At 48.3% G+C, this 12981-nt stretch carries 12 protein-coding genes; 2 read left to right on the top strand and 10 right to left on the bottom strand.

Annotated elements, in window-relative coordinates:
- The first annotated feature begins 756 nt into the window (after positions 1-756).
- On the top strand, positions 757-1188 hold the full coding sequence (locus tag HP401_RS15630) for a GNAT family N-acetyltransferase (protein WP_173605656.1): 432 nt from the start codon (positions 757-759) through the stop codon (positions 1186-1188).
- On the opposite strand, the gene HP401_RS15635 is transcribed toward HP401_RS15630, so the two are convergent.
- From HP401_RS15635 to HP401_RS15665, 7 genes are all read right to left on the bottom strand, one after another.
- A complete protein-coding gene (locus tag HP401_RS15635) occupies positions 1183-1950 on the bottom strand; it encodes a type III pantothenate kinase (RefSeq protein ID WP_012683904.1) in 768 nt (255 codons plus the stop codon). The genes HP401_RS15630 and HP401_RS15635 overlap by 6 nt on opposite strands.
- 12 nt (positions 1951-1962) lie before the next feature.
- Positions 1963-2811 carry a carboxylating nicotinate-nucleotide diphosphorylase gene (nadC, locus tag HP401_RS15640; protein ID WP_173605657.1) on the bottom strand — a complete coding sequence of 283 codons (849 nt, stop codon included), beginning with the start codon at positions 2809-2811 and terminating at the stop codon, positions 1963-1965.
- On the bottom strand, positions 2798-4420 hold the full coding sequence (gene nadB, locus HP401_RS15645) for an L-aspartate oxidase (RefSeq protein ID WP_173605658.1): 1623 nt from the start codon (positions 4418-4420) through the stop codon (positions 2798-2800). Before nadB ends, nadC begins: the two co-directional genes overlap by 14 nt.
- A 115-nt stretch (positions 4421-4535) precedes the next feature.
- Entirely contained in the window at positions 4536-4961 is a 426-nt protein-coding gene (locus HP401_RS15650) for a Fur family transcriptional regulator (protein ID WP_012683901.1), read from the bottom strand.
- Between the two features lie 39 nt (positions 4962-5000).
- Positions 5001-5840 (bottom strand): metal ABC transporter permease, encoded by an 840-nt coding sequence (locus HP401_RS15655; protein WP_016740937.1) that lies wholly within the window; start codon positions 5838-5840, stop codon positions 5001-5003.
- Between the two features lie 35 nt (positions 5841-5875).
- Complete coding sequence (locus HP401_RS15660; protein WP_012683899.1) at positions 5876-6646, bottom strand: metal ABC transporter ATP-binding protein; 771 nt, start codon at positions 6644-6646, stop codon at positions 5876-5878.
- A gap of 136 nt (positions 6647-6782) precedes the next feature.
- A complete protein-coding gene (locus HP401_RS15665; RefSeq protein WP_173605659.1) occupies positions 6783-7748 on the bottom strand; it encodes a metal ABC transporter substrate-binding protein in 966 nt (321 codons plus the stop codon).
- Between the two features lie 192 nt (positions 7749-7940).
- Here HP401_RS15665 and HP401_RS15670 point away from each other — a divergent pair, with 192 nt between their 5' ends.
- Entirely contained in the window at positions 7941-8432 is a 492-nt protein-coding gene (locus HP401_RS15670) for a PCYCGC domain-containing protein (RefSeq protein ID WP_173605660.1), read from the top strand.
- Positions 8433-8709: 277 nt separating this feature from the next.
- Here HP401_RS15670 and nadA read toward each other — a convergent pair whose 3' ends face one another.
- The 3 genes from nadA to ftsH form a co-directional block, all read right to left on the bottom strand.
- Positions 8710-9654 carry a quinolinate synthase NadA gene (gene nadA / locus HP401_RS15675; RefSeq protein WP_017246967.1) on the bottom strand — a complete coding sequence of 315 codons (945 nt, stop codon included), beginning with the start codon at positions 9652-9654 and terminating at the stop codon, positions 8710-8712.
- A 136-nt stretch (positions 9655-9790) separates the two neighbouring features.
- Positions 9791-10660 carry an HAD family hydrolase gene (locus HP401_RS15680; protein WP_173605661.1) on the bottom strand — a complete coding sequence of 290 codons (870 nt, stop codon included), beginning with the start codon at positions 10658-10660 and terminating at the stop codon, positions 9791-9793.
- 351 nt (positions 10661-11011) lie between these two features.
- Positions 11012-12970, bottom strand: a complete 1959-nt coding sequence (ftsH, locus tag HP401_RS15685) for an ATP-dependent zinc metalloprotease FtsH (protein ID WP_173605662.1) — start codon at positions 12968-12970, stop codon at positions 11012-11014.
- Between the last annotated feature and the right edge of the window lie 11 nt (positions 12971-12981).

Raw genomic sequence — 12981 nt, forward strand, 5'->3', positions numbered from 1 at the left:
GTATATTTGAAGTGGATCAAAGTGATCCGCTTGTTTGCCTTTCAGAATTCATATGTTAGCATGCTTTCATCTGAAACGCAAGAACTTTTTTAAATAAACTTAAAAAGTTCAATGTGGCATAACTTTTCTGCTAGGCACAATAGCCATTGTAGCGCGTGGAGGATGTACTGTCAACGAAAAGTAATGAAAATCTCAACTTTTTTCTCTGTCTCCCCCCACAGATGCGAATTACGTATATATCATTACCTGTCAGTAGGGATGTTACTCGCCGAATACCACTCTTTTTGTCGAGTCGGCTCGTATCTACACTAATAACAGAACTCACCATAAAGAAAGCCGAGATGGTATAATTTAACTCGAGACAAGACTGGCGGTGGAAGACCACGGCACAGCTTCCTGTAAAGGGGGTGATGCTGATGGTCTCGCTCGGCACGCTTTACCTTTTCCTAAAAGTACTGGCAACCTTGCTAAGCCTCTGGTTTAGCAGCAGGAAGCTCTACCGCTGGATAAGAAAGTGGCGTAACAAGCGAAAACCCACCGCCTAAGGTTGACCGCCTGACGGTGGGTTCGCTGTTTTTGTAATCATGCGCGCCGTGGGTGTGCCACAGCTACTTGTCTCAGGAGCCTTGCCGCTGCAACGGTATTGGCTCCTTTATTTATATGTCGGATCATCAATATCTCTACCAGTAGTTTAACACCCTTTTATCACTCCATACAACACAGGCAACAATTACAAGTAGAAAGGATTTGAAATGGATGACCTCGATCCGTCTAGCTACTCCTCAAGACATTCCTGCTGTCTGTACGATTGATGCAATCGTTCTCGGTTCAACCAGTCGTTCATCTGAACTTCAAGAAGCGATTGAAGAAGGGCATTGCTACTTGGCGTTAATCGACATGAATATCGTCGGTTTCGCCATCATCAATCAAACGTTTTTTAAGAACAGCTTTATTCATCTACTCATTGTTCACCCTCACTATCAGAACCGAGGCATTGGCGAGGAGATGTTGCGCTATCTGGAAACGATCTCCCCTACGGAGAAATTGTTCACTTCTACTAACCTTTCCAACGAAAGAATGCAGCGCCTCTGTCTAAAGCTCGGATACGTTCATTGCGGAACCCTGACTCACCTAGATCCAGATGATCCTGAGATGTTTTTCTGCAAATACGTGCGCCAGTCGCTATGATTGATTCCGCTCGTAGATCAGACGTAGTCCTTTTAGCGTAAGATTCTGATCCACGACATGGATACAAGAGGTCTCATTCGCAAAAAGAGAGGCCAGCCCTCCCGTAGCAACTACGGTAGGTTGCGTACCGTATTCATCCATAATTCTGCGTACAATGCCTTCGACCTGTCCGACGAACCCATAGAAAATGCCGGCCTGCATCGCCGCTATCGTATTGCGCCCGACTACACTTGCAGGCTTGGTGATTTCGATTCGCGGCAGCTTGGCAGCACGGGTAAAGAGTGCCTCGGTCGATATCCCAATACCGGGAGCAATCGCCCCGCCCCAATACTGCGCCCGCTCATCCACATAGCAAAAGGTCGTCGCCGTACCGAAATCGACAACAATAAGTGGTGCGCCATAATGATGAATCGCAGCAACTGCGTTCACGATTCGATCGGAACCTACCTCTCGCGGATACTCATACTTGATGTTCAGTCCCGTCTTGATACCCGGTCCGATAATCAGTGCTTTTTGTTGCATGTACTTCCCGCACATACGTTCAATCGTGAGGTTTAAAGGTGGCACGACAGACGAGATAATGACGCCTCTCACCTGTTCAAAGCCAAGCCCCACGCTACCAAACAAGCTTTTGACGAGCATGCCGTACTCGTCTTCCGTTTTGTTACGATCCGTGGACACTCTCCAATGGTGTTGGAGCTCGTCGCCTTCATACAAACCCAACACAATATTGGAGTTGCCTATATCGATCACCAATAACATCGTGGTCGCTCCTTACCGCTTGCGCGTATTCAGATCGAGGCTGATATCAAACGCTCTGACAGAATGAGTCAGCGCCCCTACCGAAATAATATCTACGCCTGTTTTTGCAATGTCACCAATCGTCTCCAGACTCACACCGCCAGATGCCTCGACAACGGCCCGTCCATTGATAAACTGCACGGCTTCCACCATTTGATCGAGGGACATATTGTCGAGCATGATCGTATCGGCACCTGCTGCCAATGCTTCCTGAACCTGTTCGAATGATTCGGCCTCTACCTCTACTGTCATCGTATGAGGAATAACCGCGCGTGCCGCTGCAACAGCCTGTGCGATACCGCCCGCTCCTTTGATATGATTGTCCTTGATCATCACGGCATCATACAAGGCAAAACGGTGATTGTAGCCTCCCCCGACTCGAACTGCGTACTTTTCCAAAGCCCTAAGGCCTGGCGTCGTCTTTCTCGTATCGACAACTCGTGCCTTCGTCCCTGCAACGGCCGTTGCGTATTCACTCGTTTTCGTGGCAATCCCAGACAAACGTTGCATTAAATTAAGGGCAAGTCGTTCTCCGCTCAAAATCGAACGAACTGAGCCGCTGACTTCGGCGATCTGCTGACCAACCTCCACTCGTGCTCCTTCATCTACTTTTGCCTCAAAAACGAGGGTAGAATCAACCGTGGCAAATACTTGCTCCGCAATCGGCAAGCCTGCCACGATTCCCGCTTCCTTCGCATATAAAATGCCGACACCCTGTTCCGATTCAGGAATCGTGCTCATGGTCGTCACATCACCAAATCCCACGTCTTCCTGTAGCCATTCCTCTATTTTTCGCTGAAGCTCCCGTTTATTCCACATCATGCTTCTCACACTCCTCTTGGACACCATCTTCTACAGACTGGATCAAATGCTTGCGCCACACCAAGTCGTCTTTATTCGGAAAATCAGTACGATAATGCCCACCTCTGCTTTCTTCCCGCAAAAGTGCCGCTCTCGTTGTCAGGACGGCAGCATTCAACAGATTGAAGAATTCAAACGTTTCCAGACTCTCAGGCTCGTACTGATAGTATTGCTCCATTCGCGCAAGCTCTGCTAGTGCTTTCGTTAATCCCTTATCGTCACGCTTCACACTAACATGCCGCAGCATGAGCTTTTGCATTTTCAATCGTTGTTCACGTGTATTGAACGTTTGGGGCAGTTTTTGCTTGGAAACAACCTCGAAGGGATGAATGCTTGGCAAATCATCCATCTGCTTGATCCGCTCCGCGATCCGGTGACCGAATACAACGGCTTCCGATAACGAGTTGCTGGCCAGTCGATTCGCTCCATGTACCCCTGTGCAGGAAGCTTCCCCACATGCAAAAAGCCGGCTCGTCGATGTCTCCCCGTTCAAGTCTGTCTGGACCCCACCCATAATATAATGGCAGGCAGGAGCTACTGGAATCCAATCTGTCACCATATTGAGCCCGTATTGTAAGCAAAAATTATAAATCGTCGGAAAACGCCGCTTAATAAGCTCCTCCGATTCGTGGGTAATGTCGAGATACACGAACGTAGACTTCGTCTGTTCCATCTCAGAGACAATCGCCCTGGCGACAATATCACGCGGCGCCAGCTCTTTTTGCGGATGGTACTTTTCCATGAAGCGATCACCATTGCTGTTACGCAAAATGGCACCCTCCCCACGAACGGCTTCCGAAATCAAAAAGCGCGGGGCTCCCGGATAGTAAAGCGCAGTCGGATGAAACTGGATAAATTCCACATCTTTTATGCGAGCGCCCGCCCGATACGCGATGCCGATCCCATCTGCGGTAGCGATTTGTGGATTCGTTGTGTAACGGTAAAGCTGACCAGCACCCCCTGTAGCCAGCACCGTTGCTTTTGCTTCCAGGAAAAACAGTTCGCCATCCGGCTTCCGCACGAGGACACCCACGCATTCGCCACCCTGCGTGATGACATCCACTGCAAAATGATATTCCAAAACCTGAATGTTTGGCTGCTCCATCACACGCTTGGACAAAGCGCGGACGATCTCTGCCCCAGTGGCATCTCCGTTCGCATGCAAAATTCGTCGTTTGCTATGCGCGCCTTCCTGTGTCAGCTCATACTCCCCTTGTTCATCGCGGTCAAATTCCGTTCCATATGCAATCAGTTCATGCAAGCGATCAGGACCCTCATGCACCAGTACTTCCACAGCGTTATACGAGCAAAGACCTGCTCCAGCGATTAACGTATCCTGTCGATGAAGGGCGGGAGAATCCGATTGGGCTGTTACAGCAGCGATTCCTCCCTGAGCCCAGCGTGTATTACTATCATCGAGTCCCTTCTTGCTGATCAACACCACATCCGCATACTCACTCGTTTGCAACGCCGTATACAACCCAGCAATCCCTGCGCCAATAACAGCTACATCTGCCCTCATCCGAGGTAAGGTGTGCAAATCAAAGTCCACAATATAACGGGGAATCATGACTGGTCCCTTCTCTCTTGTAACTGATGATTTTCCACCCATTATAGCAAATACACGCTTTGAAGGAGATGCAAAAAAAGAGCACCCGCAAAAGCGAGCACTCCCCTCTATCCAATTAATTCGAATGCGTTACACATTCTTTACACGTGCCATATACCTCGAACTTGTGCCCTGTCACCTGAAACTCTTCCGGTACCGCGGAAATGATATTCATCGGACATCCTGGCAAAGAAGAAGTCTTTCCACATTCCGTACAAATCACATGGTGATGATGGTGTCCATCTGTTGAACAGGCCAAACGGAATCTGCCTTCCCCATCCAACTCCGTCTCCTCCAGTATCCCCAGCTCAACAAAAGTGGAAATGTTGCGATAGACGGTATCGAAGCTGAGTGTTGGATACTGCTCCTTGATTCGTTCCATAATATCCTTGGCAGACAGGTATCGCTTCTCGGTTGCGCAGATTCGAATCATCTCCTCCCGCTTGCCGGTATACTTGAAACCATGTTCTTTCAATATTTGCAGCGCTTCTTCTACTTTCATCGACAAACACTCCTTCCTTTTGTCATAACTGGAAAACTCTTATCGGAAAGCGACCCGCAGCTTTTTTACACCCAATACAACCAGCATAACCAGTACTGCCATCAGCACAATTGTACCACCAGATGCCCAATCAAGGAGATAGGCAAAATACAAACCGCTCAGCACGGAAAACTCCGCGAACAAAATCGACAAGAAAATCGTTTGACGAAAGCTTTTTGCGATTTGCAGACTAGCCGCTACCGGAAGCGTAATCAGCGCCGAGATTAACAGGACACCGACAATCCGCATGGAAGCCGCAATCGTCAGAGCGACGAGCACCATAAACAACAGGTTGATCGAACGCCTTGCCACGCCGGAGACGCGAGCGAATTCCTCGTCAAAAGAAACCGCGAAAAGCTCCTTATAAATCAACACGACTGTCCCTAAAACGACAACTGCCACACCAATCAGCGCATACAGGTCTTCGATGGACACCGTCACGATTTTTCCGAACAAGTACGAATACAAATCTGCATTAAAACCGTCTGCGATACTGATCAATACCGTAAACAGCCCAAGCCCCGCAGATAAAATAATCGGAATCGCCAAATCCTGATACGCTTTGTACACCTTACGCAACCGCTCAATGAATAACGAACCGATCACCGCAAACAACATCCCGAAAAACAGCGGATTGACGAGGGAGAAAAAGGCGACCTTTTTGGAAATGAGCATCCCGGCAGCTACACCAGACAGTGTGACGTGTGACAAGCCATCTGCCATCATCGACAAGCGACGAACAATGAGAAACGTGCCCAAAATAGGGCAAATCAGACCAATTAAAATCCCTGAAAACAGGGTATACCGCAAAAAGTCATACTGCCACCAATCAGCAAGCATGTGTTTATTCCTTCTTTCTTACCTATTTACAAAGCTTAATGATGATGAGACAGCAGTCTGACCGAATCACCGTACATACTTTGCAAGATTTTGTCTTGGTTGTGCTCAAAATCGTGCGCTGTTCCGTGGAAGTGAATTTTCTTCTGCACACAAGCCACCTTGGTCACCCATTGAGACATGACTCCCACATCGTGGCTGACGATCATCATCGTCAATCCGTTCTCTTCCTTCAGCGAACGAAGCAAGCTGTAAAATTGATCGATCGATTCCTGATCGACCCCGACTGTTGGTTCATCGAGGATCAACAGCTCCGGTTCAGCCACGAGAGCTCGCGCTATGAATACGCGCTGCAATTGCCCACCGGACAAGTTGCCGATTCGTTGATCCAGCTTTTCCAGCAAGCCGACACGCTCCACCGCAGCCCGAACATTCTCATGATGCTGTTTCGTCAGTCTGCGAAAAAGGCCCACTTTGCCGACCAATCCAGAAGAAACGACTTCTCGGACTGTCGCCGGAAACCCACCAGCTCCATGCGCGACCTGTTGAGCGACGTATCCAATGCGATTCCATTCACGAAACTTGGATAGCGGTTGCCCGAACAGCTCGACTGTCCCTTTGTTTGGCGTCAACAGACCCAAAATTAGCTTCATCAGCGTAGATTTCCCTGATCCGTTCGGCCCGACGATGCCCACAAAGTCTCCGCGTTCCAGTGTGAATTCAACCTCATCGAGAACCTGTTTGTCTTCATATTGAAAGGAGACGCCTGTGAGCTTAATAACTGGCACCTCTTGTTTATGTGGTTCCATGAAATATCCATCCCTTAAATCGGATTTGTTCTTATTTGTTCCCCTTCATCGTACTACGATTTTGCTCGAACCACAAGCATCCTACTAATGAATGAAAAAATGCCGCCTGGCCAGCGACATCTTTTCGAGGGAAAGCTTATTGGAGTGCAGTCTTTAATGTATTCATATTGTCGCGCATGATAGACAAGTAATCACGCCCCGCCTTTACATCGTCTTCCGTCAAACCTTCCAACGGATTAAGCGTAGCCGTCTTCACGCCAGCTTCCTTCGCAATCACTTCCGCTACCTTCGGAGAAACCAATGTTTCGAACAGCACATAAGAAATGTTGTGTTCCTTTACATGCTCCACCAAGCTCTTCAACTCTGTTGTGGATGGCTCATCAGAAGGATTGACCCCAGAGATCGCTACTTGCTCCAGCCCGTATCGTTTTGCCAGATAGCTGAATGCGCTATGAGAAACCATGAATTCTTTCTTCGGCGCTTGCGTAACCATATCTTTAAAATCTTTATCCAGCTGTTCCAGGTCTGTTGCTAATTGTGTGTAGTTCTTTTCGTAATCAGCAGCGTGCGCCTGATCCTTTTGCACGAGTGTATTTTTGACCTTCTCCGCCTGTGCCTTCAGTTGCATCGGATCGAGCCAGACATGAGGGTCCAGATCCCCGTGGTCATGACCCGCTTCTTCTGTGTGGCCTTCTCCTTCATGCTCATGCTCAGCTGCACGAATCATCTCGAGACCTTCCGTCGCATTTACGATTGTTGTCTTGTTTTTGTCGAGGTTAGTTACAGCCTTCTCTACCCACAGCTCCAAACCACTGCCGTTATAAGCGAAGATATCTGCTCCGGAAAGAGCGACTATGTCTTTTGCGGTTGGTTCGTAGTCGTGAGGCTCTACGCCAGCGGGAACCAGATTCGTTACCTCCACGTGTTCACCACCGATTCGCTTCGCTACATATTCCAATGGATAAATCGTCGTGTATACTTTTGGCTTCCCTGACGCTTCATTGCCAGCTTGCGGAGTCCCAGCCGTTTCGTTTGCTGCTCCACAACCAACCAACCCCACTGCCGTAATGAAACTGAGGGCTGCTAACATCGCTCTTTTCATCTATATTTCCTCCTGCTCCAATTCAAAATGATTCCGATTTACGTTCTTATCGTTTTTCATTATACGGAGAGGAGCCCAAAAAGTAAATAGGATTTATTACGATTTAAACATCATACGTACACATCTTCTCTCCCAGCTTCACAATTTCTTCATCTCATTATGATAAAATAACTGGCAGGAGGTATGTCCAAGATGAAACGTAAATCATGGTTAGCCATTACTTTTATCACCGCAGCCCTGCTTACTGGCTGTGGCTCTACTGATCAAGCTGAACAGAATCATAGCGATCACACGCAGCACGCCCCCAATGGAGATTTGCAGGAATTGACTGCTTCCGCTGATCAGCTACCAAAATTTTTAGACAACCAAGACCCTGTCATTATTGATTCCTACAAAGTTGCTGCCGCAAATCGTGAGCTGCTCAAATCCATTCCATGCTATTGTGGTTGTGGTGAAAGTGCTGGACACGGGCATAATGGCAACTGCTTCATCAAAGAAGAAAAGTCTGATGGCTCCATTGTCTGGGATGACCACGGCACTCGCTGCGGCGTATGCATGGAAATCGCCGTTATTTCCGGCAAGATGAAAGCAGAAGGCAAATCTACAAAAGAAATTCGTACCTACATAGACCAAACCTACGGGCAAGGCTACGGAAAACCAACTCCTACCCCGATGCCTTCCTAAACACAGATAACAAGACTTCCCGGCGAGGAGGTCTTTCTTTTTTCCGTTTTTATAGAAAAGCTTGTTATACCTGAGCTACCTCGCTATGGTTTTCACGTGTGTCTATGGGATGGTTTACCTGTTCGCTAAACCTTGTTTGCTCCATGCCATCAGACGAGTAAAAGATGTATACGGATCCTTGCTGTTATCCAGCCCTTAACCAAAGCCTCCTCCTAATAGAAAAAGGGAGTAAAGCCCCTGCGCTCTACTCCCTTTTTGCATTTGATCAGACTTCCTTTTAAGCAGGCGCTACCGCAAGCATACGCTCCAAGGAAGCACGTGCCGCATCAGCAACATCTTTTGGCACAAAAATCTCCGGCTTCATATTCTCCAGCGCCTCGACGCACTTCTTCAGGTTGTTCACCTTCATATTCGGGCAAACGAGGTACTTGGAAGCGAAAATGAACGTTTTGTCCGGGCTGTCCTTTTCCAGCATGTAGCGTGTGCCGTCTTCCGTTCCAATGATAAACTCCTTGTGCGAAGACTCACGGCAGTATTTCAAAATTCCGGTCGTGGAACCAACGTAGTCAGCCAGGGATACCACTTCTGGGCGGCACTCCGGATGAACGACAACCACAGCCTCTGGGTGCTGCTGCTTCAACGTCATGATGTCTTCTACAGACAGTTGGTCATGCGTATTGCAGTACCCTTCCCAAATAATCATTTTCTTGTCCGTGAATTGGGATACATAGTGGCCGAGGTTTTTGTCCGGCACCCAAATGATCTCATCGCTGTCGATCGACTCGATCACGCGCTTCGCGTTGGACGACGTACAGCAGATGTAGGTTTCTGCTTTAACATCCGCAGAAGTATTGATGTAAGCCACTACTTTTGCATTTGGATGCTGTGCTTTGAGCTTGCGCAGTCCGTCTACGTTCACCATGTCCGCCATCGGACAGCCAGCCCGTTCATCAGGGATAATAACGGTCTTCTGGGGATTGAGAATTTTTGCACTTTCTCCCATAAAATGAACCCCACAGAACAAAATCACATCGGCATCCGTTTCTTTCGCTTTCTGCGCCAATCCAAAGGAATCGCCAATGAAGTCAGCGACCTCCTGAATCTCGGGACGTTGGTAAAAGTGAGCAAGAATGATGGCATTACGCTCTTTCTTCAGCTGTAGCAGTCGTTCACGTAACTCAGCGTTGCGCTGGGCTTTTTTTTCTAACGCTAAAGCGTCCATGGAAAAAATCCCCCTACGGTGGTGTCATAATTTACGGTCATTGTAAGCGTATAACCTCCCCTTGTCAACGTGGTACATTTTGCACAAAAAAGCAGAAACCGGCCTGTACAGACGCAGCTTCTGCTTTTTCATTCTCTTACTCTCCTTTTTCTCCGAGGACGCGCTCCCGAATAAAGCGGGCTACGCCTTCCTCATTATGGTGTGGGGCGATATATTTGGCTACCTGCTTGATCTCGTCAGAAGCGTTTTCCATTGCGACGGAATATCCTGCGCCTGTTAACGCCTCACGATCGTTTTCGGCATCGCCAAATGCCATCACTTTCTCAGGGGAGATTCCCCATTTCTCACAAAAGTATTGAAGCCCTTCCCATTTGGAAACCCCTTGAGGAATTACTTCGACATTCTGCTTGCCGGATGAAGTGATAGTCACTTGCTCGCTCCAAGGCTTTAGCTGCTCTTTCACCCACTCCAGACGATCCGGGTCTTGATGCCAGACGAAGAATTTGACGATTTCTACTTCCCCGGACTCTACTTTTTCCAGTACTTCTGCCAAAGGCTCTACGCGTGCGAGTCTGTAATAAGGAAAACTCAAAATCGAGAATCCTTCTACAGATGCGTCCTCACTCATGGTCGCTTCCAAACGTTCACGGTCTTCTTTGATCATCCAGCGATTGCTATTCGTATCATGAAGCTCATAATAAATCGTTTCTTGCCTCAGTGCATGGATCGCACCGATTACCATCTCAGTGGGAAGGAGCCATTGACGGACCAGCGTGCCATCCCCCTCGAAAACAGTGCCGCCATTGCTACAGACATAGCCGTCAAAAGGAAAGGAATCGATCGGAATTTGAGCGGAGCCATACATCCTGCCCGTAGACAAAACGAGTTTGCAGCCTTGCTGTTGTAATTGGCGAAGTGCTTCTTTCGTTCCTTCTGTCAGCTTTGAATCGTGAGTCAGTAAGGTTCCATCCATGTCAAATGCAGCCATGCCTGGTGTAAGCAACATATCCAATCCCTCTCATTCGTTTTGGGTTTGCCTTTTAGTCAACATAGTGGAGGAGAAGAAAAAGCACAGTTCTCTTCGACTCTGACACGCCAACTGGGGGATTCACTGGGCGTCTCCACTTAAAAAAGGGGACCGTCGAGCCAAAGCCACCCTACGGGCGGATGTTTCTCAAGGAAGAAGTGTTCGACAAGCGTGGTCCCCTTTTTTAAGTTCCGACTGGGGTGGCCTGTCAAGGTCTACGAGCCCTGTGCTTTTTCTTCTCACTAGCTTTATTGGTTCATCGAAACCTTTAAAACTTAGGAGCTAAACACCCATAGTATTTATAGCAAAAAAGGGCACCTGAGGCGCCCCTTATTGTTTCGGTTCTTCGTTTGTATCTTCTTGCTTTGGTTCTTCTTTTACTTCTTCTTTTACTTCTTCCAGCTTCGGTTGAATGTTCACGACCACATCTTTATTTGCATCTGGATCGTTATCCATTTTACCTGTTTCGATCAATTGCTTGATCTGTTCAGCATCGAGAGTCTCAACACGGAGCAGCGTGTTCGCAATCAGATCGAGCTGATCACGGTGCTTCGTCAGCAATTCTGTACACTTTGCGTAGCACTCGTTGATAATGCTTTGCATTTCTTGATCGATCTCGTACGCAATCTTATCGGAGTAGTTACGCTCATTGCCATAGTCACGGCCCAGGAATACCTGACCTTGACTCTTACCGAATTGCATCGGTCCGAGCTTGCTCATTCCGTATTCGGTAATCATGCTGCGAGCGATAGCAGTCGCGCGTTGGAAGTCATTATGCGCCCCGGTACTAATATCCCCGAGCACCAATTCTTCCGCAACACGTCCACCCAACAGGCCGACGATTTTGTCGAGCAGGTCTGTTTTGGTAGCAAAGAAACGGTCTTCCTTCGGCAGCATCACGGTGTATCCGCCAGCTTGGCCGCGCGGAATGATTGTTACCTTATGTACCATTTCTGCATTTCTCAAGTGGTAGCCGATGATCGTATGACCAGCTTCGTGGAAGGCAACCAGACGGCGCTCGTCTTCGCTCACTACGCGAGACTTCTTCGCTGGACCTGCAATCACGCGGTCAATCGCTTCGTCTACTTCCGTCATCGTGATTTGCTTTTTGTTTCTGCGGGCAGTCAAGAGAGCCGCTTCATTCAGCAAGTTCTCCAAATCTGCACCTGTGAAGCCCGATGTACCACGAGCAATCACTTCCAGCTTCACGTCTTCGCCAATCGGCTTGTTGCGGGCATGAACCTTCAGTACCGCTTCACGGCCTTTGATATCAGGACGATCAACTGTAATTTGACGGTCAAAACGTCCCGGACGCAAGAGAGCTGGGTCGAGAATGTCAGGTCGGTTGGTCGCAGCGATCATGATAATCCCTTCGTTTCCACCAAAACCGTCCATCTCTACGAGCAACTGGTTGAGAGTTTGCTCGCGTTCGTCGTGGCCGCCGCCGAGTCCAGCTCCGCGCTGACGACCCACGGCGTCAATCTCGTCAATAAAGATAATGCAAGGAGCATTTTTCTTAGCATTTTCAAACAGGTCACGTACGCGGGATGCACCTACCCCAACGAACATTTCCACGAAGTCAGAGCCGGAGATGCTGAAGAATGGCACACCAGCTTCGCCTGCAACAGCACGCGCGAGCAAGGTTTTACCTGTACCCGGAGGACCTACGAGCAGTACCCCTTTTGGAATACGAGCACCAACTGCATTGAACTTGCGGTTGTCTTTCAGGAAATCAACGACTTCCTCCAGCTCAGCCTTTTCTTCGTCCGCTCCTGCTACGTCGTCAAAAGTAACGCGTTTCTTTTCTTCGTTGTAAAGCTTCGCGCGGCTTTTACCGAAGTTCATTACTCGGCTTCCGCCACCTTGGGCATTATTCAGAAGAAAGAAAAACAGGATGAAGATGATGACAAAAGGAATGATAGAGGTCAAGAACGTGAGCCAAATGCTGTTACCCTCGGCAGGATTAACAACTACATTCTTCATCTTTTGTGCATCAATTTTCTCTTCGACTAGCTTAATAATATCTGAGTCATACAAAAAAACATTGGTGAAGAATTTGTTGCTTTCCTGTCCCGGAATAGCTTTAGCCAACGTACCCTCTACTCTGTAAGTACCATTTTCAGGTCGAATAGACAAATCGGTGACGTTGTCAGCTTTTAGCTGTACCCGGAATTCCTGATATGTAAGTTTCCCAACCTTATCAGTACCGGAGAGGATGAAATTCACGATCCCGACCGTGACAAGAAAAATCAGTAGGTAGAACCCGGTATTACGAAAAAAGCGATTCATTCCTTACCTCC

Origin of the sequence: Brevibacillus sp. HB2.2 (genome assembly GCF_013284275.1) — a bacterium.
Lineage (GTDB): Bacteria > Bacillota > Bacilli > Brevibacillales > Brevibacillaceae > Brevibacillus > Brevibacillus brevis_D.